Annotated in this window: 17 protein-coding genes and 1 pseudogene; 11 read left to right on the top strand and 7 right to left on the bottom strand. The window is 71.0% G+C overall.

The window, feature by feature from the left end; all coding sequences use genetic code 11:
• Together FPZ41_RS30230 and FPZ41_RS30225 are read right to left on the bottom strand one after the other, a co-directional pair.
• Positions 1–400, bottom strand: a pseudogene (locus FPZ41_RS30230) (hypothetical protein); the annotation flags it as partial.
• A 68-nt stretch (positions 401–468) separates the two neighbouring features.
• Positions 469–1,413, bottom strand: a complete 945-nt coding sequence (locus FPZ41_RS30225) for an AraC family transcriptional regulator (RefSeq protein ID WP_152866825.1) — start codon at positions 1,411–1,413, stop codon at positions 469–471.
• Between the two features lie 101 nt (positions 1,414–1,514).
• On the opposite strand from FPZ41_RS30225, the gene FPZ41_RS30220 reads away from it, so the two are divergent.
• Positions 1,515–2,426 carry an MBL fold metallo-hydrolase gene (locus FPZ41_RS30220; protein WP_152866824.1) on the top strand — a complete coding sequence of 304 codons (912 nt, stop codon included), beginning with the start codon at positions 1,515–1,517 and terminating at the stop codon, positions 2,424–2,426.
• Complete coding sequence (locus tag FPZ41_RS30215) at positions 2,423–3,898, top strand: MFS transporter (RefSeq protein ID WP_322620907.1); 1,476 nt, start codon at positions 2,423–2,425, stop codon at positions 3,896–3,898. The genes FPZ41_RS30220 and FPZ41_RS30215 overlap by 4 nt, the downstream gene beginning before the upstream one ends.
• 120 nt (positions 3,899–4,018) lie before the next feature.
• Here FPZ41_RS30215 and FPZ41_RS30210 read toward each other — a convergent pair whose 3' ends face one another.
• Complete coding sequence (locus FPZ41_RS30210) at positions 4,019–4,492, bottom strand: carboxymuconolactone decarboxylase family protein (protein ID WP_152866822.1); 474 nt, start codon at positions 4,490–4,492, stop codon at positions 4,019–4,021.
• Positions 4,493–4,665: 173 nt separating this feature from the next.
• Positions 4,666–5,223 (bottom strand): DUF4232 domain-containing protein, encoded by a 558-nt coding sequence (locus FPZ41_RS47345; protein ID WP_194236256.1) that lies wholly within the window; start codon positions 5,221–5,223, stop codon positions 4,666–4,668.
• A 466-nt stretch (positions 5,224–5,689) separates the two neighbouring features.
• Here FPZ41_RS47345 and FPZ41_RS30200 point away from each other — a divergent pair, with 466 nt between their 5' ends.
• The 9 genes from FPZ41_RS30200 to FPZ41_RS30160 all read left to right on the top strand — a co-directional run bounded on the left by FPZ41_RS30200 (position 5,690) and on the right by FPZ41_RS30160 (position 14,471).
• Positions 5,690–6,772 carry a polyamine ABC transporter substrate-binding protein gene (locus FPZ41_RS30200; RefSeq protein ID WP_322620906.1) on the top strand — a complete coding sequence of 361 codons (1,083 nt, stop codon included), beginning with the start codon at positions 5,690–5,692 and terminating at the stop codon, positions 6,770–6,772.
• Positions 6,772–7,707, top strand: a complete 936-nt coding sequence (locus FPZ41_RS30195; RefSeq protein ID WP_152866820.1) for an ABC transporter permease — start codon at positions 6,772–6,774, stop codon at positions 7,705–7,707. The genes FPZ41_RS30200 and FPZ41_RS30195 overlap by 1 nt, the downstream gene beginning before the upstream one ends.
• 80 nt (positions 7,708–7,787) lie before the next feature.
• The gene (locus FPZ41_RS30190; RefSeq protein WP_322620905.1) at positions 7,788–8,567 is read left to right on the top strand and encodes an ABC transporter permease; all 780 of its coding nucleotides are present in this window, start codon (positions 7,788–7,790) and stop codon (positions 8,565–8,567) included.
• A complete protein-coding gene (locus FPZ41_RS30185) occupies positions 8,564–9,676 on the top strand; it encodes an ABC transporter ATP-binding protein (protein WP_322620904.1) in 1,113 nt (370 codons plus the stop codon). The genes FPZ41_RS30190 and FPZ41_RS30185 overlap by 4 nt, the downstream gene beginning before the upstream one ends.
• A gap of 20 nt (positions 9,677–9,696) precedes the next feature.
• Positions 9,697–10,992: a glycosyltransferase gene (locus FPZ41_RS30180; RefSeq protein WP_152866818.1), complete on the top strand. Its 1,296-nt coding sequence runs from the start codon at positions 9,697–9,699 to the stop codon at positions 10,990–10,992.
• A gap of 112 nt (positions 10,993–11,104) precedes the next feature.
• Positions 11,105–11,428, top strand: a complete 324-nt coding sequence (locus FPZ41_RS30175) for an SHOCT domain-containing protein (RefSeq protein WP_152866817.1) — start codon at positions 11,105–11,107, stop codon at positions 11,426–11,428.
• Between the two features lie 222 nt (positions 11,429–11,650).
• Positions 11,651–12,061: a PepSY domain-containing protein gene (locus FPZ41_RS30170; protein WP_228023064.1), complete on the top strand. Its 411-nt coding sequence runs from the start codon at positions 11,651–11,653 to the stop codon at positions 12,059–12,061.
• Positions 12,062–12,252: 191 nt separating this feature from the next.
• The gene (locus FPZ41_RS30165; protein WP_152866815.1) at positions 12,253–13,068 is read left to right on the top strand and encodes a response regulator transcription factor; all 816 of its coding nucleotides are present in this window, start codon (positions 12,253–12,255) and stop codon (positions 13,066–13,068) included.
• Positions 13,065–14,471 (top strand): sensor histidine kinase, encoded by a 1,407-nt coding sequence (locus FPZ41_RS30160; protein ID WP_152866814.1) that lies wholly within the window; start codon positions 13,065–13,067, stop codon positions 14,469–14,471. The genes FPZ41_RS30165 and FPZ41_RS30160 overlap by 4 nt, the downstream gene beginning before the upstream one ends.
• 25 nt (positions 14,472–14,496) lie before the next feature.
• Here the strand turns inward: FPZ41_RS30160 and FPZ41_RS30155 are convergent, their stop codons facing one another.
• Genes FPZ41_RS30155 through FPZ41_RS47340 form a run of 3 tightly spaced genes read right to left on the bottom strand, consistent with a single transcriptional unit; the run spans position 14,497 to position 23,395 of the window.
• Positions 14,497–15,285: a mannose-binding protein gene (locus FPZ41_RS30155; RefSeq protein WP_152866813.1), complete on the bottom strand. Its 789-nt coding sequence runs from the start codon at positions 15,283–15,285 to the stop codon at positions 14,497–14,499.
• Positions 15,286–15,308: 23 nt separating this feature from the next.
• Entirely contained in the window at positions 15,309–17,969 is a 2,661-nt protein-coding gene (locus tag FPZ41_RS30150; protein ID WP_152866812.1) for a right-handed parallel beta-helix repeat-containing protein, read from the bottom strand.
• On the bottom strand, positions 17,966–23,395 hold the full coding sequence (locus FPZ41_RS47340; RefSeq protein WP_322620903.1) for an RHS repeat domain-containing protein: 5,430 nt from the start codon (positions 23,393–23,395) through the stop codon (positions 17,966–17,968). Before FPZ41_RS47340 ends, FPZ41_RS30150 begins: the two co-directional genes overlap by 4 nt.
• Positions 23,396–23,440 lie beyond the last annotated feature (45 nt).

Raw genomic sequence — 23,440 nt, 5'->3', positions numbered from 1 at the left:
GGGACGGCTCGGGGAGGGCGGCGGTGGGCGGCCCGGCCGTATCCGGCTCCGGCTCCTCAGGCGGCTCCGGGACCGGAACGTCCTTCAGGCACGGCTTGGCGAGGGAGGTGAGCAGTTCCATGAAGGCGAGGAACTCGGCGTCACCGGAGTCGGCATCACCGGAGTCGGCGTCGCCACCCCCGGCGCGGGACGCCGTCGGCGAGCCGGCCCCGACCCGGTCGTCGCGTCCGGCCTTCGTGTCCTCGTCGCCCGCCCGCTCGGTGCCGCAGGCGGCGAGGGTGAGCGCGCACAACACCGCCAGCGCCGCGCCACGCCGGGCGCGGGAGGAGCGGAGGGAGAGGCGGAGGGAGGGGCGGAGGATACGGCTGATAACGGGTTTTTCCCCGGAAAGTCGTCGCATGTTCGCAGTGTGGGTGCGAGCGTCGAGTCCGGCATGAGTACGGCTACTCAGAGCGAGGCCGCACGTACTCATCCGGGGGATCGACTCGCGGCCTGCGCTCGATACCGCCCCGGCGTCGTACCGAACTCCCTCTGGAAGGCGTGTGAGAGCGCGTACGGGCTGCCGTAGCCGACTCGGTCGGCGATGGCGGACAGGGTGTCCGGGGTGTCCCGGAGCAGGGTGGCGGCGAGGATCAGGCGCCACCACGTGAGGTACGCCATCGGAGGGCGGCCGACCAGGGTGGTGAACCGGCGCGCCAGGGTGGGACGGGAGACACCCGCCTCCGCGGCCAGGCGATCGTTGCTCCACGGCGCGGCCGGGTCCGAGTGCAGCGCCCGCAGGGCGGCAGCCGTCACCGGGTCGCCCAGTGCGCTGGGCCAGGCTCCGCTGGTGGTCTCGGTCATCCAGGAGCGGATCATGTAGACGAGGAGGAGGTCGAGCAGGTTCGGCAGCGCGATGCAGGAGCCGGGCTGCCTCTCGTCCAGCTCACCGGCGAGCAGGTCGATCGCGGCACGGAGTTCGAGGTGACTGCCCACTCGGTTGGGAAGGTGGACGACCTCGGGCAGCTCCGCCATGAGCGGGTGGATGCGGCTGCAGTCGAGCCAGTACTTGCCGCAGAGCATCTCCGTCTCGTCATGATCAGGCCGAGCTCGCGGCCCTGCCTGCCCTGTCTGCCCTGTCTCCTCAAGCCATTGCTCGAACGGCACCGCCTTCTTCGCCGCGACCGCCGCATCGACGGGGGAATCGGCGATCACATGGCCCGCCCCATGAGGCAGCAGCACCGCGTCGCCCACGCCGAGAGGTACCGGGACGCCACTGTCGGGCAGCAGCCAGCAGTTGCCCTTCAGGACGACGTAGAAGCCCGCGCCGTCGTACGGGTCCAGCCGTGCGCACCAGCTCCCCCTCGTCCGCACCCGGTGGGACGCGGGGTGGCCGAGGTGCACGACAGAGATCGCGTCGCTCACCACATCCATCCGCCCAGGGTATCTGCCGTACAGAGCGTGAGACGGATTCTTATTTTATTGAGCTGGATGCGCATTGAGAGGATCGTCCGCGCCTTCTTAGGGTCGGGCACATGACGAACGAGAACGCGAGTGTGCAGCGCATGGTGCTGGGGGATGTCGAGGTCATCCGGGTCGTTGAGTGGCACAAACCCTTCGCGCCTGCTTCCGGAATGTTTTCAGGAGCTACCGCCGATGTGTGGAAGGACAACGAGGACTGGCTGGCACCGGACCACTGGGAGCCGGACAGCGACTGGGCGGTGCTTGCTCTGCAGACGTGGGTGCTGCGCAGCGGTGGGCGGACCGTCGTGGTCGACACCGGAGCGGGCAACGGTCGCGAGCGGCCGGGCATGCCGCCGTTCCACCAGTGTCAGGGCGATTTTCTCGGCCTTCTGGCGAGGGCCGGTGTGCGCCCGCAGGATGTCGACGTCGTCGTCAACACCCACCTCCACGTCGATCACGTCGGCTGGAACACCGTCGACGCGGACGGGGAGTGGGTCCCGACGTTCCCCAACGCCCAGTACCTCATTCCGGCCGCCGACGACTTCCACTACGGTCCGGACAATTCCTACGGGAACGGCGTGCAGGAGGTCGACCGACTGATCTACGAAGACAGTGTGGCGCCCGTCCACCAGGCCGGACAGGCCGTGCTGTGGGACGGCCTCCATCGCATCGACGAAACTCTCACCCTGGAGTCCGCGCCCGGCCACACTCCCGGTTCGTCCGTGCTGCGACTCGCGTCCGGGAGCGACCGGGCGGTCTTCGTCGGAGATCTGCTGCACAGTCCGGTGCAGATCCTCCAGCCCTGCTGCAACAGCAACGCCTGCCTGGCCCCGGAGCAGGCGGTGGCCAGTCGCCGTCGGATTCTGGGGCGGGCAGCCGATGAACGGGAGTTGCTCGTCCCCGCGCACTTCGGCGGTGCGGGTGCCGTGGAAGTCCGACGGGAGAGGGACGGGTTCGCCCTCGGCGCCTGGGCAACAGCGTGACGCACACGTCGACCGACCGGCCCGCCACCCGAGTCGGCGGGGCCCTCGTCCCGGTGCTCGCCTTCACGGGCATCGTGGTCGCGGTGATGCAGACCCTGCTCGTCCCGGTCATCAAGGACCTGCCGCAACTGCTGGGCACCGAGCCGGGCAACGCCACCTGGGTCATCACCGCGACCCTGCTCTCCGGCGCCGTCACCACGCCGGTCGCGGGCCGCCTCGGCGACCTCTACGGCAAGCGCCGCATGCTGGTCCTCAGCCTCGTGGTGATGGTCGTCGGCGCGCTTGTCAGCGCCCTCACCAACGACCTGCTCACGATGGTCGCGGGCCGGACCCTCCAGGGCTTCGCGATGAGCGCGATCCCCCTCGGCATCGGCCTGATGCGTGACACGCTCCCCCGCGAAAAGCTCGGCTCGGCGATGGCCCTGATGAGCTCCTCCATGGGCGTCGGCGGCAGTCTCGCGCTGCCCGCCGCGGCCCTGGTCGCCCAGCACACCGACTGGCACGCCCTCTTCTACGGCGCCGCCGGCCTCGGCGTCCTCTGCATCGCCCTCACCCTTCTCGTCGTCCCCGAGTCCCCGACCCGCGCGCAGGGCACCTTCGACGTCCTCGGCGCGATCGGGCTGTCCGCCGGCCTCGTCCTCTTCCTGCTGCCGATCACCAAGGGCAGTGACTGGGGCTGGACTTCGGCCACCACGCTCGGCCTGTTCGCCGCGTCGGCGGTCGTGCTCGTCCTGTGGGGCGTGATGGAGCTGCGGCTCGAGGCACCGCTGGTGGACCTGCGCACCACGGCCTCCCCCACGGTGCTCCTCACCAACCTCGCCTCGATCATGGTCGGCTTCTCCTTCCTGGTCGTCTCCCTCGTCCTCCCCCAGCTGCTCCAACTGCCCGAGTCCACCGGCTACGGCCTCGGCGAGTCGATGGTGGTCGCGGGCCTGCTCATGGCACCGCTCGGCCTGACCATGATGTTCACGACACCCGTCTACGCCCGGCTGTCCGCGAAGTACGGCCCCAAGGTCACCCTGATCCTCGGCATGCTGATCATCGCGATCGGCTACGGCGCCGGCCTCGGCCTGATGAGCGCCCCCTGGCAGAGCCTCGTCATCACGGTGGTCCTGGGCCCGGGCATCGGCCTCGCCTACTCCTCCCTGCCCGCGCTGATCATCGGTGCGGTCCCCGCCGCGGAGACCGGCGCGGCAAGCGGCCTCAACACCCTGATGCGCTCGATCGGTGCCTCGGTCTCCAGCGCCGTCGTCGGCATGGTCCTCGCCAACACCGCGAACGACATGAACGGGGTCACGGTCCCGACCATGCAGGGCTTCCGCGTCTCCTTCCTGATCGCGACAGGCGCGATGGCGATCGGCCTGCTCATCGCCCTGTTCCTGCCCCGAGCCCGCCCGCCTCACGATGCCCGGCGACAACTGCCCGACAGACCCGAGCTGACAAACGCGGCCGAGCGCTCATTGCCCCTTTGACGCGTATCCGGGTCACACATCACAACGCCCCGGGCGCCTGGTGAGGTCACCCGGGGCGTGTGCTGTCGCTCGCCGTTGTTCGAGCTGCCCGAGCTGTCAGAGCCGCTCGAGCCGCCCGGGTTATCCGAACTGGCCGGGCTGGTAGTCGCCGGCGGGCTGCTGGATGATGCAGTTCAGGCGGTTGTAGGCGTTGATGAGGGCGATGACGGACACCAGAGCGACGAGCTGGTCCTCGTCGTAGTGCTTGGCGGCGTTCGCCCAGGCCTCGTCCGTGACACCGCCGGCCGCGTCCGCGATGCGGGTGCCCTGCTCCGTCAGCTCCAGGGCGGCGCGCTCGGCGTCGGTGAACACCTTGGCCTCCCGCCAGGCCGCGACCAGGTGGAGCCGCTGCGCGGTCTCCCCCGCGGCCGCGGCGTCCTTGGTGTGCATGTCGGTGCAGAAACCGCAGCCGTTGATCTGGCTGGCGCGGAGCTTCACCAGCTCCTGCGTCGCGGTCGGCAGGGTCGAGTCCGAGGCGACCTTGCCCGCCGAGTTGATGTACCGCAGGAACTTCTCCGCGAGCGGGTTGCCGAAGAGGTTCAGTCGAGCTTCCATGCTGGGCTCCTGTGCCGTTGTCGCCAGTTACACCTCACTGACGGAGCGGCCCGGCGCGATGTGACAGGAACGCATGTGACGTACGTCTCCGACGAGCGCCCCGCTGGTAGATGACGCTGCTGTCGCCGGGCGCGGTGGAGGCGCCCGGCGCGGAGGTCAACTGGAGAGGGAGGTCAGCTGGAGAAGGGGACGGCGTCGGCGGGGTCGGCGTGCCAGTTGGTGGCGATGGGCCTGTCGACCGTGACGGTGTCGGGGAGGTCGAGGGTGGTGGCGTTGAGCTCGTCGCCTGCGACGGAGAGGTGGAGCAGGTCGAACTGCCTGCCGTTGTTGTCGTTGGTCGTCTTGGGGTTGATCCCGGCGTAGGCGGCGGTGGAGCCGGAGAGAGTGACGTTCTCGCTGACGGCGTGCTCGGCGGGCGAGACCTCGGTGTCGGCGGAGGAGCCGAAGGACGCGGAGGGGAAGACGCCTTCCAGGTAGCAGGTGATGCCGGGCTTGGCCTTGGCGGTGACGAGGAGGTAGCCGCCCGCCTGCGTCTCCGAGCTGACCTTGAAGGTCAGGTCGTTGGTTCCACAGGCCCGCACGTTGGCGCTTCGGCTGTCGGCGGTGGCAGTGGCGGTCGCGGTGGCGGTGAGGGCCACCGCCGCGAGGGCGGCCAGGGCGAGGCGGGCGGAGCGGGCGGAGCGGGCGGAGCGGGCGGAGCGGGCGGAGCGGGCGGCAAGGCGCGAACGCATCGAGATCTCCATGGTGCGGAAGTGGGTCGTCCAGCGGGCTGCTTGGACGACCGCAGCTTGTTCCGCGATCCGTCCCGCCCGCCACAAGAGGCGGTCACTACGGGACGCCGGAACGCTGGAACGGGCACTGACCAGCACAGACGCCGACAGCCTGGAACAGGTTGCCGGGACGGGGAGAGCCGCTGATCTCCTGCGCGGGCCCATGCGGGGTGCAATGCGAGGTGCCACCCCCGCGCACACGGTCCCGTTCCGGCATCTTGCCCGATATTCGTTCATGGTGCGACACTTCGGAACCGCTGCCTGCCCGCGATCCTGTCGGTGCATCAGGCGCTGCCCCGCACGACTGGCTGATCTCGACAGCGAGGGAGTGGGTGTGTCGCGTACGCGTAGACCGTCAGGTGCCAGAAGACCGTCAGCTGCTCGTAGGGCATTACCGTTACGGGCCCGAAGGTTCGGACTGGTTCCCGTGGGCGCCGCGGCAGCCGTGCTCGCCCTCCTGCTCTCCGCCTGCGGCGGCGGCAACGAGACGGCCGGAAGCGGCTCCACCGCCCCCGCGAAGCTCGACCCCCAGGCGGATCTGAGCAAGCAGCGGCTCACCGTGTCGAACTGGGACGGCTACATGCCGGAGGACCTGCCCGCCAGGTTCAAGTCCGCCGTCGGCGCCCCCGTCACGGTCGCGAAGCACACGACCAACGAAGAGATCGTCGCCAAGCTGACCGCCGCTACCGGCAGCGGCATCGACGTGGCGTTCGTGTCGGGCCAGTACGCGCAGGCGCTCGCGGAGCAGGGACTGCTCGAACCCATCCACCACGAGCTGGTCCCCAACCTCAAGAACCTGGACCCGCTGGCGTCCCGCCTCGCCCACGACAAGGGCAACAAGTACTCCGTCCCCTACACCTGGGGCACCACCGGGCTCTGCTACCGCAAGGACCTCACCGGCTACACCCCCGACAGCTGGAACGATCTGCTGAAGCCGCGCGCCGCGCTGAAGAAGAAGATCACCATGCTGAAGACCGAGCGCTGGCTCTTCCTCCCCGCGCAGAAGGTGCTCGGCTACTCGGTGAACACCACCGACGGCCAACAGCTCGCCCGCGTCAAGGAGTTGCTGCTCGACGCCAAGCAGGGACTCCTCGCGTACGACGACACCACGTTCGGCGACCGGCTCAGGTCCGGGGAGGCCGCGCTGGTGGAGGCCTGGGACGGCTGGTGTCCGACCGACGACAAGAGGATCGGGTTCGTGGTCCCCAAGGAGGGCAGCGACCTCTGGGCCGACACGATGGTCGTCCTCAAGTCGTCGAAGAACAAGGAGGCGGCGCACGCCTTCATCAACTACGTCCTCGACGCGAAGACGCACTCCTGGGTCGCCTCGAACATCTTCTACAAGGTGCCCAACTCGGCGGCCATGGCGGAGGTTGATCCGGGGCTGGTGAAGAAATACCCGACCCTCGCCATGACGTCCAAGGAACTGCTGGAGGGTGAGTCGGCCGTCGACCTCGGGGACGCCACGACGGACTACGCGCGGATCGTCACGGAAGTCACCGCGGGGTGATGGCGGCCGGTGGCCGTGCGGGGGCGGGCCCGGTAACGCGTCGGCTGAAGGGGGTCTCCGCAGCGCGCGCACGAGTCGGCTCCGCGGCGCGCACACGCGCCCGCCTCGTCCTGATCGGCCCCGGCTTCTCGTACCTGGTCGTCCTGCTGGTGCTGCCACTGGCCCTCGTGATCGGCTACACCGCCTTCCGGCGGGGGCGGTTCGGCGGGATCGCGTACGAGGACGGGGTGACGGGGGACAACTTCGCGAGGATCGCCGACCCCCTGTACGCCGGCGTCCTCACGGACTCGCTGCGGATCGCGGGCATCACCACGGTGCTGGCGCTCGCCCTCGGCTACCCGACGGCGTACGCCATCACCCGGCTGACGGCACGGTGGCGTACGGTCGCCCTGGTCCTGGTCGTGCTGCCGTTCTGGACCAACTTCCTGGTCCGTACGTATGCCTGGATCGTGCTGCTGTCCAGCGAAGGTGTGGTCAACAGGGCCCTCACCGGTATCGGGGTGACCGACCGGCCGCTGCGGCTGCTGTACACGGAGGGGGCCGTCGTCGTCGGGCTGCTCTACGCCTACCTGCCGCTGATGGTGCTGCCGCTGTACGCGGCGATCGAGCGGGTCGACCGACGGCTCCTCGACGCCTCGTCCGATCTGGGCGCGCGCCCGGCCCGTACGTTCTGCAGCGTGACGCTTCCGCTCACCCTGCCCGGCGTGCTGACCGGCTGCGTCTTCGTCTTCGTGCCCAGCCTCGGCAACTTCGTGGTCCCCGAACTGCTGGGCGGCGGGCGCACGGTCATGGTCGGCAACCTGATCAGGGACCAGTTCCTGACCGCGCGGGACTGGCCGTTCGGCTCGGTTCTGGCCCTCGCGCTCATGGCGTTCCTGGTCCTGCTGCTGATGGCGCAGGCCTGGGCCGGGCACCGGACGGGGAGTCGTCGCTGATGCGCCGGCCAGGGGGAATCGCGGGCCGTCCGGTGCGCCGGCCGAGACGGCTTCCTGCGCGGCGGCGGCCGACGGGACTGGTGGCGGGACTGGCGGGACTGGTGGCGGGACTTCCGCTGTGGCTGACGTACCTGTTCCTCTACACACCCGTCGTCGTGCTCGTCGCGATGTCCTTCAACCGGTCCGAAAGCCCCTACCAGTGGGGCGGGTTCGGCACCGGCTGGTACGGCACACTGGCCCGCGACGACGAGGTGCTGAGGGGCCTGGCCAACACGCTGATCGTGGCGGCCGGCGCCACCGTCCTGTCCACGGTCCTCGGCACGCTGCTCGCCGTGGGGCTGGCCCGCCACGCGAACCGGTCACGGCTGCTGCACGCCCTGTCGGTGATGCCCGCCGTCCTGCCGGACATCGTGCTCGCGATCGGCCTGCTGGCCTTCTACTCGATGGTCTCGGCGACCCTCGGCCTGCACTCGGTCCTGCTCGCGCACACCGTCTTCGGCCTCGCCTTCGTCACGGCGGTCGTCCGTACCCGGATCGCCCATGGCGACCCCTCGCTGGAGGAGGCCTCACGCGATCTCGGCGCGGGAGAGGTCAGCACGTTCCTGCGGGTGACGCTGCCGGGCCTCGCCCCGGGGATCGTGGCGGGCGCGCTGCTGGTGTTCACGCTCTCGCTCGACGAGTTCGTCATCGCCTTCTTCACCGCGGGACCCCAGGACCCCACCCTGCCGATCGTCGTCTACTCGATGATCAGGTTCGGGGTGACCCCGGAGATCAACGCGCTCGCCACCGTCCTGCTGACGGTGAGTTTCACCGTGGTGATCGCCGCCCAGCGGATCAGCCGGCTCGCGGAGGCATCGTGATCCGTATCCATGAGGTCACCCGGCGGTTCGGCGACACCATCGCCCTGGACGGGGTGAGCCTGGACATCGCGGAGGGCGAGTTCTTCGCGCTGCTCGGCCCGAGCGGCTGCGGCAAGACGACCCTGCTGCGCGTGCTCGCCGGGTTCGAGACGCCGGACGGCGGCACGGTCACCCTGGACGGCCGCGACCTGCTCGCCCTGGCCGCGCACCGGCGACCGGTCAATCTGATGTTCCAGTCCTATGCCCTGTTCCCGCACATGAACGTGGAGCGGAACATCGCGTACGGGCTGGCGCGCGAAGGGCTGCCCCGGGCGGAGATCCGGGAACGGGTCGCCGACGTGCTCGACACGGTCGGGCTGAGCGCCCTGGCCCGGCGACGGCCGCAGCAGCTGTCCGGCGGGCAGCGGCAGCGCGTCGCCCTGGCCCGCGCCATCGTCAAGCGGCCCCGTCTGCTGCTGCTCGACGAGCCGCTGTCGGCGCTCGACAAACAGGTCCGCGCGGAGATGCAGCTGGAGCTGAAGCGGCTGCAGCACGAGGCCGGCATCACCTTCCTCGTCGTCACGCACGACCAGGAGGAGGCGATGTCGCTCGCGGACCGGATCGCCGTCCTGGACGCGGGGCGCGTCCAGCAGGTCGACACACCCGTCGAGCTCTACCGCCGCCCACGGGGCAGATTCGTCGCGGGCTTCGTCGGCGCCAACAACATCTTCGCGGGACGGCTGCCGGCCTCCGGCGGACTCGACGTACCGGGCGTCGGCGTCCTGCCCGTAGCGGTTGCGGGCACGGAGACCGAGAACGCCAAGGGTGGGGTCGCGACGACCGGGAGCACGGCCGGGCTCGTCGCCGTGCGCCCCGAGAGCATCCGGCTCACCGACCCGGACGCGGACGCCCCGCTGCACGGCACCGTGCTGGACATCAGCTTCTTCGGCGGCTCCTCACGGATCGCGGTCACGGTCCCGGGCCTCGACCGTCCGGTCCTGCTCACCGCCCCGGGCCCGGCCCCCGTGGCCCCCGGCGCCCGCGTCGCACTGACCTGGCACCCGGAGAGCGCCGTACTGATCGAGAAGACGATCGAGAAGACGGGAGAATCCCCTTGTACGGCCCCTTGAACAGCCCACTGAACGGCCCCTTGAGCGGATCCCTGACCATCCTCTTCGCACCGGAGAGCGCCTACGGCCCGACGAACAACTGCGTCGGCATCGGAGATGTCCTGCGCCGCCGGGGCCACCGTGTGGTGTTCGCGGCCGAGGCCTCCTGGAAGGGCAGGCTCAGCCCGCTGGGCTTCGAGGAGAACCTCGTCGATCTCGCACCGCCGCCCGAACAGCCCCAGGACGCGGGCCAGTTCTGGAAGGACTTCATACGGGACACCGCGCCCGAGTTCCGCAAGCCGACCATCGAGCAGCTGGACACCTGGGTCAAGCCGGTCTGGGAGGAGCTGGTCTCCGGCGCCCGCTACTGCGAGCCGCGGCTGAAGGCGATCATCGACCGGGTCCGCCCGGACGTGATCGTCGAGGACAACGTCGTCTGCTTCCCCGCGCTGACCACGGCCGGAGTGCCCTTCGTGCGGATCGTCTCCTGCAATCCGCTGGAGATGAAGGGCGAGCACGTGCCCCCGGCCTTCTCCGGGTACCCGGCGGACGACCGTACCGGCTGGGACGCCTTCCGCGCCGAGTACGACCGCACCCACCGCGCCCTGTGGGCGGACTTCAACACGTGGGTGACCGAACAGGGCGCACAACCTCTCCCCGACCTGGAGTTCATCCACGAGGGCGACCTGAACCTCTACCTCTACCCCGAGCTCGCCGACTACGCCGACGCCCGCCCGCTGGGCCCCACCTGGCACCGGCTGGACTCCTCTGTCCGGGAGACCGAGGAGGAGTTCACCCTGCCACGGGAACTGGCCGACCCGCCGGGCGGTGAGGGCGACAGCGCTCTGATCTACTTCAGCCTGGGCTCGCTCGGCTCCGCCGATGTCGGCCTCATGCGCCGGGTCATCGCCTCACTCGCCCGCACCCGGCACCGGTACATCGTCTCCAAGGGGCCGCTGCACGACGAGATCGACCTCCCGCCGAACATGTGGGGGGCCGAGTTCCTGCCGCAGACGCGGATCCTGCCGCTGGTCGACCTCGTCATCACCCACGGCGGCAACAACACGACCACCGAGTGCCTCCACTTCGGCAAGCCCATGATCCTGCTGCCGCTCTTCTGGGACCAGTACGACAACGCCCAGCGGATGGCCGAACTGGGCCACGGCGTCCGGCTCGACCCCTACCGCTTCACCGACACCCAGCTCCACGGGGCCCTGGAGCAGTTGCTCGGCGGCACGGGGCCACGGGCCGCCCTGGCCAAGGCCTCGGAGACGATCCGGGCACGGGACGGGCTGCGGACGGCCGCCGATCTGATCGAGCAGGCCGCGTCGGCGTGAGCCGCCTGAGCCCGCTGTTTTCGTGCCGCTGCGTCGCGGAGTAATGATGGAAGGAGGAAGGTCGCAGCGTGTGCCCACCCCGAGCACCGCTGACCTGGGGAAGTGAACCGCGATGATGTACTGGTACGGACACGGCGGCGGCGGATGGATGTGGCCGTGGATGGTGCTCGGCAACCTCCTGGTCCTGGCGGCGATCGTCGTCATCGTCGTGATCGTCGTCCTGTTCTTCCGCGCTCTCTCGCAGCGTCCGGGCGCACCCGGCAGCGGGCACGGCGGCTGGGGCACCCCGCCCTCCCCCGGCCCTCCGGGCCCCCGCTCCGGTCCTGAACAGATCATCGCCGAGCGGTACGCACGGGGCGAGATCGACGAGGAGGAGTACGAGCGGCGTCTGGCCACTCTCCGCGGCTCACCACCGCCGGGCCCGGCACATCCCTGAGCCAGACCGGCACGCCCGAGGTGCTGCCCACGGTGATCGTCGCCGTGGTGGTCGCCGTCGAAGGTTGGGCGTTTCCTGGCGGTTTCCTGGCCGCTCTCTAACCTCGTGCTTGAGTGCCTGTTCCTAGGGTCGTTGACGTCCCCGAAACGGCCCGGACCTGCGGTGTTCCGCTGCTGTCCCGGTGCCTGTACGACGTCCCTGACACCCTGGGAGATCTTCGACATGAACGCTTCCAAGCGCGCCCTCGCCGCCGCTGTGTCCACCGCCGCTCTGCTGGTCGGGCTGGTCGCCTGTGGCGGCTCGGACTCCAGTGACTCCGCCTCGTCCTCGAACAGCGCCGCGGCCGATCGGGCCGGCGGCGACACCCAGGCCGCGGAGGGCGGTGCGCAGGCCGAGGACGGCGGCGGTGACGCGGTGGAGACCCCGCTGACCGGTGAGGCCAAGCAGAAGGCCGAGGCCGCGGCGCTGGCCGAGTTCCCCGGCACGGTGATCAAGTCCGAAGAGGACGCCGAGAACCCCGGCACGTACGCGGTGGAGATCAAGAAGGCCGACGGCAGCGAGGTGGAGGTCTACCTCGACCCGAAGACGTACAAGGTCGTCAAGACCAAGGACGAGGCCGGCGACGACGACTGATCCCGCTGTCGGAACCACGAGGTCGGCTTCGCCGGCCGCAGGCAACCTCCCCGCCTGCGGCCGGCGAGCCCGGCCGTCTTCTTCGAGCGGGTGCGGCCCCGAACGCGTATCAGGGGGTGCCCGGATGACGACTGAGACAGATTGGCGTGATCATGGCACGCGGAACAGTGCCGCTGTGTGAGCCTGACGCCATGCAGGTGCTGCTCATCGAAGACGACGAACGGATCGCCGGCCCGCTGGCGGAGGGCCTGGCCCGCTACGGGTACACCGTGGAGCGGGTGCGCACCGGCTCCGCGGCGCTGGCCGCGGACGATCCGGACATGGTGCTGCTCGACCTGGGCCTGCCGGACATGGACGGCATCGATGTCTGCCGGGCGCTGCGCCGGCGCTCGGACGTACCGATCATCATGATCACCGCCCGGGGTGAGGAGATCGACCGGGTCCTGGGCCTCGAACTGGGCGCCGACGACTACATGGCCAAGCCCTTCGGCGTCCGTGAACTGGTCGCCCGCATCCGCGCGGTCAGCCGGCGCGCCCGCCCCCAGGCCGCGGCGGGTGCCGACGCCCCCGAGGGCACGGTCGCCCCGGGCCCGCCCGCTCGGACGCCCGGCGCCACCGGCCCCGCGCCCGCGCCCGCGCCCGCGGAGGCACCGCAGGCGGTGGGCCCGCTGGTCATCGACCGCCGCACCCGCCAGGTCCGCCTCCACGGAACGCCCGTCGCCCTGGCACCCAAGGAGTTCGACCTGCTCGCGCACCTCGGCATGGACCCCGGGGCCGTCTGCTCGCGCCGGGAGATCGTCGACCAGGTGTGGGACCCGCACTTCTTCGGCCCCACCAAGACCCTGGACGTGCACGTGGCCGCCCTGCGCCGCAAACTCGGCGATCCCGCCTGGATCGAGACCGTCCGCCGGGTCGGCTTCCGCCTCCACGTCCCCGATGCCGTACGGTCCTCCGATGCCGCACCGCCCTCCGACCACGTGCACCCGGCAGCCGGTACCGGTACATGACCCGGCGTCTGCTGGCCGGCTTTCTCGGCCTGGTCCTGCTGGTCCTGCTCGGCCTGGAGATCCCCTTCGGCCTCCTGTACGCCCGCGCCGAGACGTCCCGTCTGTCCAACAGCATCGAGCGGGACGCCGGAATGCTCGCCGAGCTCGCCGAGGAACGCATCGAGGAGAAGAACACCGACGAGCTGCCCGAGCTGGCCACCGGCTACGCGGAGGGGACCGGAGCGCGGATCGTCATCGTGGACCGTACCGGCGCCGTCCTGACCGACTCCGCCTCCCTCACCCCCGTCGGCGCCGATCTGTCCGCTCAGCCGGACATCGCCACCGCCCTGCGCAACCAGCCCACCGTCGGCACCGCCCTCGATCCGGACAGCGGCACCGAGTTCCGCTACGCCACCGTCCCCGGCTCCTCGGGCAGCACCATCCGCGGCGCCCTGCGGCTCAGTTACCCCACCGACGTCCTCAACGGCCGGGTCCACGACATCTGGCTCACCCTGGCCCTGACCGGCCTGGGTGTGCTGGTGGTCGTGACACTGATCGCTCTCGCCCTGGCCCGCTGGATCATCCGGCCCGTCCACGCCCTCGAACGTGCCACCACCCAGCTCGCCGACGGCACCCTCACCAACCCGCCGGCCACCGACCTCGGCCCGCCCGAACTACGCAGGCTGGCCGCCTCCTTCACCCACACCGCCACCCGCCTGCAGCACCTGCTCACAGCGCAGCGCGCCTTCGCCGCCGAGGCCTCCCACCAGCTGAAAACGCCTCTGACCGCGCTGCGGATCCGGCTGGAGAACTTCGAACCGCACCTCGATCCCGCCGTCCACGACAGCCTGGAAGAGGCCATCGGCGAGACCGAACGCCTCGGCCGCATGATCCAGGGACTGCTCTCCCTGGCCCGCCTGGAGGCCACCGCCACCACCCCGGAAGCCGCCGATCTGGACACCGTGGTGGCCGAACGTGCCGCCACCTGGGCCCCGTTCGCCGCCGAACACCACGTCGGCGTCACCACCGCCGGCCGCCGGGCCGGTCACGTCTGGGCGATCCCCGGCGCACTGGAACAGATCATCGACAACCTGCTCGCCAACGCCCTGCGCGTGTCACCGCCCGGCACCACCATCACCCTGGCCACCCGCCCCGCGCCCCAGAGCATCGAACTGCATGTCGTCGACCAGGGCCCCGGCATGAGCGAGACCGAACGCCGGCGCGCCTTCGACCGGTTCTGGCGCGCCTCCGACAGCCACCACGACGGCACCGGACTGGGCCTGCCCATCGTGGAACAGCTGACCCGCGCCGGCGGCGGCCGCATCACGCTGGAAGCCGCCCCGGGCGGAGGCCTCGACGCCGTCGTACACCTCCGCCCGGCCCGCAGCCCGGCCCGCACGATGACGTCCGGGGCTCAGCGGTAGTCCCGCCGCTCACCGCACCGGAGGATCAGGTGCTCCACAGCACCCTGCCCCCGGGGGCCGCGATGACCACGTCGCCGTCCTTGCGGAGGACCAGCTGCGCGCCCGGGTTGCCGTGGGTCTGCGAGGCCCAGATGGGCCTGTCGTCGCCGTTGTGGATCACGAGGTTGCCGTCCTGCTGGAACCGGGCCGTGTGGCCCTCTCCGAAGGTCATGGACGCCCAGGTCGCCTTGCCGTCCTCGTTGTAGACGACGAGGTTGCCGTCCGGCTGCATGGTCATCCTGATGCGGTTCGTCTTCCAGGACTCGCCGGTGGAGAGGATGTTCGTGGCCGATATGACCGTCTTCGTCCATTCAGGGGCCTTCTTCTCCTCCGGCTCCGACTTGCGGCTGGCGGAAGGGGAGGGCGCCTCGGGGGAACTCTCGACCACCGGCGCCGGGGCCGGAGGGGCAGGAGCTTCGGGCGTGGCGGAGGGGCTCGGCTTCTCGGGCTTCTTCGACTCCTTGACGCTCGGGGAGGGCGAGGGCGCCTCGGGGGTCTCGCTCGCCGCCACCACGGTCTGCGCCCGCTCCTCCCGGTCGTCGTCGTTGCCCGCCAGGAGGAGAGGAACGACGACGAGCGCGGCGACGGCGCCCACGGCCGCGGCAGCGGCCGTCCAGGCAGTGGCGGACCAGACGCGGGGGCCGGGGGTCAGACCGCGCGGGGCGCGGGCGGGCTTGCGGCGGAAGGTGTCCGCGAACCCCTTCGGGGCCCCGGGCTTCTCGGGCGGAGTTGCGGACTTGGTGGGCTGGGGCTGTGGTGAGCTGGGCTCAGGCATGGCTTCGGGCTCCGGGGGGTGTGTTACGGCAGGTCCTGTTCGTCCAGTTGCATCAGCTGGGCGGAATCGGGCGCGGTGAGTTCGGCGACCCTCATGGCCTGGCGTTCCGTCATGTGCTGGAAGAGCTGTCGTGCTGTTCGGCCGTTGCCGAACTGGGCGTTGCGCGGGATGAGTTCGACGTACTCGGCGAGTGCCTTGCGGGCGGCGGTGGTGAGTTCGTACCGGTGCCGCTGGGCGTGGTGCTCGACGATGCTGACGAGTTCGGCCGAGGTGTAGTCGGCGAAGGTCAGGCTGCGGGTGAAGCGGGAGGACAGGCCCGGGTTCGAGGTGACGAAGCGGTCCATGTCGTCGGGGTATCCGGCGGCGATGACGACGACCTCGTCACGGTGGTCCTCCATGAGTTTGACGAGCGTGGCGATGGCCTCCGTGCCGAAGTCGTTGGAGGCACCCGCCGGGACGAGCGCGTAGGCCTCGTCGATGAAGAGGACGCCGCCGCGGGCGCGGAGGAACGCCTCGGTGGTCTTGGGGCCGGTGTGACCGACGTACTCGCCGACGAGGGCGCTGCGGTCGACCTCGATCAGGTGGCCCCGGGAGAGCAGGCCGAGGGCCTTGAGGAGGCGGCCGTAGAGGCGGGCGACGGTGGTCTTGCCGGTGCCGGGGTTGCCGGCGAAGACCAGGTGGCGGCTGAGTGGAGGGGCGGGCAGCCCGGCCTCCTCGCGCAGCCGGACGGTCTGCATCAGCTTGACCATGCCGCCCACGTCCCGTTTGACGCCGCCGAGGCCGACCAGCTCGTCGAGTTCGGCGAGCAGGTCCTCCAGCGTCTCGGGCTCCGGCTCGGGCTCGCCCTGCTGCCACAGCTCGTCGCCGTCGGTGGCGGAGGTGGCAGCACCGGCACCGGCGGCGGGGCCGGTCGGAGCGCCCGGGCCCGTCGGGGCGCCCGGACCGCCCGGGCCGTTCGGGCCGCCCGGTCCGGTCGGACGGGACGGCGGGGGGCCGCCCGGCCGGTCCGTCAGCGCGGGGAGTACGGACGTACGGACGCGGATCGCCGCGCAGTCCTCGAACACCGGCTCGGCCCCGTCGGCCATCCCCAGGTCCTGCCCGCAGTCGAAGACCCGGCAGCCCCGGAACCTCACCTCGGCGCCCTTGCCGACGTGCAGCGCGGGGAAGGCGGAACCCGACACGTCGCAGTGGTCGAAGGTGCCGCTGACCGAGTCGCCGACCAGGATGCCGTTCTTGCCGCTGCCCTCGACGCGCACGCCACTGACCTCGGCCGCGGCGCCCCGCCCCAGCACCAGCCCGCTCCCGGCCCCGCCCGACACACCGCCGCCCGACATCGCGAGCCGTCCCCCGGCGTCGACGGCCACACCGGCGCCGGCCGCCCCGGCGACCCGGACGCCCACCAGGACGGCGGCGGCACCGGAGCCGATCTCGACGCCGCTGCGCCGCTGGCCGAGGAGCGAGCAGTCCCGCAGTTCGGAGGGTTCCGCGGTCGTGGACCGCACCCGCACACCGGTCTCCCCGCCCGTCACGCGGACCGCGCCCAGCACCGCCCGGGCCTCGTCCTCGACATGCACACCGCAGGACTGGAAGTCCTCCAGCGTGCTCTCCGTCATCTCGACGTGCGCGGCGCCCACCGCGGCCAGCCCGTGGTCGCCGCCCCCGCGCACCCGGCTTCCGCTGATCACGGCGACCGCCCGGTCGCCCAGATGCAGCGCCGTGCCGTCCGCCCGGTCGACCACCGCGTCGGCCAGCACCAGCGTCGTACCGCCCGTCGCCAGCACGCCGTGCCCGGCCGGTGCCTCGACGCGGCAGCCCCGGGCGCTGAGCCGGGCGGTGTCGGCGGCCTCCAGGCCGTTGCCGCCGGGCTCGGTGATCCGGCAGTCGGTGAGCTCCGCCCGCGCCTCGTGCGAGACCCGCACCCCGGACCGGGCCGCCCCGTCGATGCGGCACTCGGCGAGCAGGGCCACCGCGGTGTCCTGGACGAGCACGCCGTTGCGGCCCGCGCCCGTCCACGCGCAGTCCTGGGCCAGCAGCCGTGCGCCGCCCCGCACCCGCAGCGCCGACCCGGAGGTGCCCCGCACCCGCAGCCGCTCGGCCACCAGCACGGCGGAGCCGGACAGCACCACGCCGATGCCGTCCACCTCGTCGATCAGTGTGTCCTCGGCCCGCGCCCGGGCGTCGCCGGCCAGGTGCAGGGCGGTGTTGCGGGCGCCGCTCAGCGTCGTACGGCGCAGCAGCAGCACGCCGCCGCCGTTGACGGGGTCGGCCAGTTCGGCGGTGAGTTCGGCGTCGGGGGTGAGCGCCGCGTTGGCCGCCGCCGACGAGCCCGCCGCCGAGCCGAGCACCTCGATCCGGCCGCCGCTCAGCTCGCAGTCCTCCAGCAGCAGCCCGGCCGCGTCCTCGACCCGGACGAGCGCCTCGGCCGGGTCGGCGCCGTTCAGCACCAGCCCGGTCAGTACGCAGTCCGGGGCGGTGACGATGACGGCGGGCCCGGCGGGAGGGCGTACGGCCACGGAGCCGTAGCCGGCTTCCGGCTCGATGGCGACGCGGCGGGCGAGCCGCAGCGGCTCCGTGTACTCGCCGGGCTCGACGCTGACCAGCGCCCCGGCGGGTGCGGCGGCCAGCGCGGCGGCGATGGTCCGGTACGCGCCCCGGCCCTTGGCGGCCACGCGTATCACCGTCATGAGGAGGGCCCTCCGTTCTGGCCCCCGGTCGAGCCCTCAGCCGGGCCGGCGGTGGAGTCCCCGCCCGGGTTCGTGTAGTAGTCCGGGCCGGTCGACTGGGTGAGCGTCTTGCCGATCCACAGGTTGGAGAAGAGCTTGTCGATCATCTTGCCGATGCCGCCGACAACGAAGATGTCGAAGGGGCCCTGGCGGTGGTACCAGCGACCGCCGAGGTTCTGGGTGATGATCGTCTTGCCGAGGCCGGTGGTGACACCGCCGAGCGCGCTGCCCGCCATGCCGACCAGGCCCGCCAGCAGGGCGTCCCCGCCGGACAGGTGGACGGTGTTGCCGTCCTTGTCCTTCACACCGAAGATCGCCGACGAGGCCGCGGCGCCGATGAAGCCGGACGTCATGCCGCTGACGAGGCCCATGCCGAAGTCGTAGGTGCCGGAGCGCCAGCGGGTCACCTTCTCGTTGCCTCCGTACTCGGCTCCCCAGTTGTCGTCGTTAGGGCGACGGTTGTACGGGTTGCCCTGGTCGATCTGGCTGAGCCCGGTCTTCCACGGGCCGCCCCGGTAGGCGGCGAAGTGCCCGGCGGAGAACGTGCCCTTGACGCCCGCGCTGACGCTGGCGCCGAACGCGGCCTTGGCCACGTCCATGCCGCCGAACGGGGTACCGGTGGCGGCCGCGATGATGCCGTAGACCGTCAGGTTCATGGCGAAGTCGAGGATCCACTCCTGGACCATGTCGATGGCGATCGACCGCGCGGCCCGGTTGATGAACGGAGTGTACGTGGACACGCCATTCGTGGTGGCGCCCCATTCCCAGTTGTTGCCCTCGCGCCACATCCGGTTGAAGCCGCGGTACTCGTTGAACACCCCGGTGAAGTTGGTCTCCCGGCCGATGAGCGAGACCCGGCCGAAGGTGTCGGTGTGCCAGACGAACCCGGCCATGGTCCGCTCGTCGATCATCGTCACGCCGTCGGTGCCGTAGCGGCGCCACTGCTTGTGCCAGTCCTCGCTCTCCAGGAAGGTGCCGTCGTCGAGTTCGACCTTGCGGCCGATCTCGATGCCGTTCTCGTACTCCTTCCACACATGCGGGTTGGCGCCCGCGAGGCCGGCCGGGTCGGGCACGTACTCGCGCACGCGGTGCGGAGCGTCGGTGAACCAGGAGGTGCCGGCCGGCTTGGCCGGGATCTCCTGGATGACCTGGTGGTTGAGGCTCGGCACCTGGTCCTGCCAGCTGGCGCCGGGGCGCCAGTCGGGGATCTGGTTGCCGCCCGCGTCGAACCACTGGCGGATGCGGTCGGCCCCTCCGGTGCCGAAGTTGTTGACCGTGCCGTCGGCGTCGACCTTGTTCCAGTGCCAGGTCCTGCCGCCGCCGCCCGCGTTGGGCACGGACCAGGAGTCGATGCTGGTGCCGTTGGCGGTGATCCGGTGGTCGCGAACCAGTTGGCCGGCCGCGTCGAAGTCCTGGAACGCCTCCCGGTCCCAGCCCCAGGGCGTGACGTCGCCCCGGTTGTGGTTCAGCTTGCGGATGCCGCCGTTGCCCAGGCTGTCGGTCCAGCGCACGTCGCCGTTCAGCATGTTGACGGAGGTGACCTGGATGTCGTTGCCGGTTCCCGTCGGGTTGGGCCAGGTGTCCTGGCGGCCGACGACGAGGCCGTGGTGGTCGTAGCGGGTCCAGTCGCCGTTGTTCAGATGGGCCGGGGTCTGCTGGCCCGGGGCGGGCCGGTACTCGACGACCGTGCCGTCGTCCAGGCCGGACCGGACGACGTTCCACTGCCTGCCCGCCACGTTCGGCGAGTACCAGTCGTCGCCGTCGTTGAGGCCCGTGGCCACCCGGTCCTGCCAGACGACCCGGCGGCTGTCGATCGTGGCCGTCGTGAAGTCGTTGCTGTCGTAGGTGCGGTGGCCCTGCGGTTTGCCGTCGCCCTGCGACCAGGGCTGGTAGTTGTTCTGGCGGTTCACCCCGTCCGGCATCTTCACGTCGCCGACGGTGAGGGTGTCGCCGTTCGTCAGCTTGCGGGTCTCGCGGACGACGTCGCCGGTGCGGATGATGTCGGTCGTGGTGTTCTGGCTGACGAACCGCACACCGTGCACGGAGGCGCCACCGCCCGCCGGGGTCTGGGTGAAGTGGTGCACCTGGAGCTTGCTGTCCCACTTCAGCCAGGGGGCGCCGTCGAAGCTCATGGCCCGGTAGTCGCTGCTCATCAGCCAGCGGAAGGAGACCGGGGGCCGCTGCTCGGCGAAGCGGCGGGTCTCCAGGAAGTCGCCGTCCTTCAGGGTCAGTCCGCGACCGTTCTCCTTGCCGTGCGTCGACCAGGACGTGTAGTCCTTCTTCGGCACGCCGTCCGCGCCGATCTCGGTCTGGTGGAAGCGGCGTACGTCGTGCACGCTCCAGGTGAAGCGGCCCCACTTCTCGTGGACGAGGACGCTCTCGCCGGACTTCGGGTTGACCATCGTGTCGGTGTAGCCGCGGCCGGGACCCCAGTTCCGGGTGCCTTCCGCGATCGGCCGGAACTCGCCGTCGAAGCGCGTCCAGGTCGTCTTCGCGAAGCTCTGCGTCAGTGGCGAGTTGTCGAGCTTGGCCAGGATGTGCCCGCCGTCCGGGGTCTCCTGGAAGTGCCGGACCCGCGTGTCGATGCCCTTGGAGGTCGTCACGTCGAACCAGCTGCGGCCGCTCTCGCCCCAGTGCCGGGTGCCGAAGCGGGTCACCGTGCCGCCCGCGTCGTACTCCGTCCACACCCCGCGCTGGTTGAACTTTCCGAAGGTGCCGACTCCGGCGGGCGAGTGGTACGCGTCGACGACATGGCCGTCGGGCAACGTGCGCCGCTGGAAGACCTCGACGCCGGAGTCGCTGGTCAGCCGGACCTGGCCGTTGCCGAGGCCCTTGGCGTCCAGCTTGCCGGTGTCGTACCAGTTGCGGGCCCCGGTCACCGGCTGTGGGTTGCCCGTCGCGTCCAGCCGCACCCGCTCCCAGGTGGGCTTGGTGACGCCGTCCGTCGGGTGGGTGACCTTGAGGTACTCGTTCGGCTTGATGGCGCCCTTGTTGACGACGTTGAACCGCTGCTCGGTGAGCTTGCCCAGGTTGTCATAGAGCTTGTACTCGCCCGCCCGGACGCCCGGGAAGCCGTCGATCCGGTAGCCGCCGCCAGGCTGCGGGGTGATGTTGTGCCCGCCCGGGGGCACCGGGGCCAGGTCGCCGTCGAGCAGTGCGTGCGTGTCGGTACGGATGAACCGGACGCCGGCGGAGTCGGAGAGCCGGACGGTGTCGAACTGATGGGTTCCCTGGCCGTCGAAGACGCGGAAGGTTCCGGTCCCGGCCGTGTCCGTGGCCGCGAAGTCGACCCGGCCGTTCGGGTTGACGAGCAGGACCTCCCCGTCCTGGCTGATGCGGAAGCCGCCGCCGTTCGGCCGGGAGGAGACCAGGACGTCGTCCATCTTGGCCAGGCTGCCGTCCAGCAGGTCGACGGCGCCACCGGGGTGGAACTGCAGGGACCGGCCGATGGGGCCGCCGCTGCCGTCGACGATGGCACGGGTGACGTTGAAGGAGCCGCCCGGACCGGCGGTGACGGAGGCGTGCGGTACGGGGTTGCCGCCCACGTCCTTCAGGACGGGGACGGGGTTGTTCCCGGTCGCCGGGGTGTGCACCAGACCGTTGCCCTGCGCGGGGGGAAGCGAGGCGACGTTGTCGGTGTGCACGCCCTGGGCGTTGACGACGATGTGGTCGTTGCCCTGCTGGATCCTGAAGTGGCCGTTCGGCTGCGGGACGACGATGCCGTTGTCCATCCGGGGCGTGCCGTCCAGGCCCAGCCGGATGTCACGGCCGCCCAGCGGGCCGCCCTGGATGGACAGCAGGTCGTTGGTGTGCGTGCCGGTGCCGTCGTAGACGGTCGTGCGGTTGTTCGCGGCCGGCACGTGGAACTCGTTGCCGACGCGGGTGATCGCTCCCTGGTCCACACCACCTGTACTGACCCGGCCCACCGGACCGCCGCCCGCAGTGTTCGGCACCAGCACCAGATCGTTCGTGCCCTGAAGGGGAATCACGTTGTGCGTCTGAACGCCACCCCCGTCGACCACGCGGGTCGGCGTGCCAGTCAGGTTCACGTCCAGGCGACTGCCCGCCAGCGGACCACCCTGAATCGACACCAGGTCGTTCGTGTGCGCGCCGGTACCGTCGTACACGGTCGTGCGGTTGTTCCCGGCCGGCACGTGGAACTCGTTGCCGACCCGCGTGATCGCACCCTGGTCCACACCACCCGTACTGACCCGGCCCACCGGACCGCCGCCCGCAGTGTTCGGCACCAGCACCAAATCGTTCGTGCCCTGAAGGGGAATCACGTTGTGCGTCTGGACACCGCCCCCGTCGACCACGCGGGTCGGCGTGCCAGTCAGGTTCACGTCCAGGCGACTGCCCGCCAGCGGACCACCCTGAATCGACACCAGGTCGTTCGTGTGCGCGCCGGTGCCGTCGTACACGGTCGTGCGGTTGTTCCCGGCCGGCACGTGGAACTCGTTGCCGACCCGCGTGATCGCGCCCTGGCCGACACCGGCTCCGTCGACCCGGACCAGGGTGCCGGTCCGGGTGTTCGGCACATGTACCAGGTCGTTCGTGCCCTGGAGGGAGATGACGTGGTGGGTCTGGCGGCCGTCGGGGCCGACCACGATGTGGCGGTTGCCGTCCTCGATGCGGAAGGCGTTGCCCGGCTGTGGGGTCACCGTGGCGCTGGTGATCCTGGCCCCGCCCGCGTCGACCAGTTGCTGGGTGCCGCGGTTGATGTAGCCGCCGCCCTGGATGGTGAGCGCCTCGTGGGAGAAGGCGCCGTTCGTGGTGTGGACGTTGACGACTCCGGCCGGGGTCCCCTGCGTACGGACGTGGTAGCCGCCTCCCGCCGGGGTGACCGAGCCGCCGGGGTGCGGGACGGCGACCGCGTCGGTGAGCTGTAGGCCCGTGCCGCCCGGGGCGGGGATCACGTACATGTTGTTGCCGATGCCGCCGCCGGTCAGCTGCGTACCGGCGCGGCCCGGCATGCCGGTCGCCGGGTCGTACAGCTGGAATCCGCCGGTGGTCGGGATGTTGAGCTCACTGCCCACGTACCGCGCCTGGCCGGGCGGCAGCTGGGTCCCGGACACGTGCCGTACGGCGTTGGCGTTGAGCAGGTCGATACCGACCGTGGTCCCCCCGTGCGGGCCGCCCGCCAGGGTGATCAGGCGTTCGTCGCGGACGGGGTTGAGGCTGCCCGCGTTCAGGGTCAGGTCGAGCTGCCGGACCTCGACCCCGCTCACCGCGTGGTCGACGCGCAACAGGTCGGCGCCGTTCGGGCCGGCGCCGGGGAGGTGCTGGGTGGTGATCGCGGGCCCGCCCTGGCCGCCCCTGACCGGAGTCACCCCGGTGATCTGTCCGGGGGTGCCGCCGAACTGCACCTGGATGCCGGCGCCGTTCACGCCGGGCACGTTCAGGGTGGCGGGCGGGACGACGGTGTTGACGGG

Source organism: Streptomyces acidicola, assembly GCF_009377235.1.
Classification (GTDB): domain Bacteria; phylum Actinomycetota; class Actinomycetes; order Streptomycetales; family Streptomycetaceae; genus Streptomyces; species Streptomyces acidicola.
Note: the sequence above shows the minus strand (reverse complement) of the source record. Positions and strands in the feature narration are given on the sequence as shown.

Excerpts from the sequence above, each read along its gene's own strand:
- FPZ41_RS30225 (WP_152866825.1), bottom strand. The coding sequence starts at position 1,413 with ATGGATGTGGTGAGCGACGCGATCTCTGTCGTGCACCTCGGCCACCCC.
- FPZ41_RS30220 (WP_152866824.1), top strand. The coding sequence starts at position 1,515 with ATGACGAACGAGAACGCGAGTGTGCAGCGCATGGTGCTGGGGGATGTC.
- FPZ41_RS30210 (WP_152866822.1), bottom strand. The coding sequence starts at position 4,492 with ATGGAAGCTCGACTGAACCTCTTCGGCAACCCGCTCGCGGAGAAGTTC.
- FPZ41_RS47345 (WP_194236256.1), bottom strand. The coding sequence starts at position 5,223 with ATGCGTTCGCGCCTTGCCGCCCGCTCCGCCCGCTCCGCCCGCTCCGCC.
- FPZ41_RS30195 (WP_152866820.1), top strand. The coding sequence starts at position 6,772 with ATGGCGGCCGGTGGCCGTGCGGGGGCGGGCCCGGTAACGCGTCGGCTG.
- FPZ41_RS30175 (WP_152866817.1), top strand. The coding sequence starts at position 11,105 with ATGATGTACTGGTACGGACACGGCGGCGGCGGATGGATGTGGCCGTGG.
- FPZ41_RS30170 (WP_228023064.1), top strand. The coding sequence starts at position 11,651 with ATGAACGCTTCCAAGCGCGCCCTCGCCGCCGCTGTGTCCACCGCCGCT.
- FPZ41_RS30165 (WP_152866815.1), top strand. The coding sequence starts at position 12,253 with ATGCAGGTGCTGCTCATCGAAGACGACGAACGGATCGCCGGCCCGCTG.
- FPZ41_RS30160 (WP_152866814.1), top strand. The coding sequence starts at position 13,065 with ATGACCCGGCGTCTGCTGGCCGGCTTTCTCGGCCTGGTCCTGCTGGTC.
- FPZ41_RS30155 (WP_152866813.1), bottom strand. The coding sequence starts at position 15,285 with ATGCCTGAGCCCAGCTCACCACAGCCCCAGCCCACCAAGTCCGCAACT.
- FPZ41_RS30150 (WP_152866812.1), bottom strand. The coding sequence starts at position 17,969 with ATGACGGTGATACGCGTGGCCGCCAAGGGCCGGGGCGCGTACCGGACC.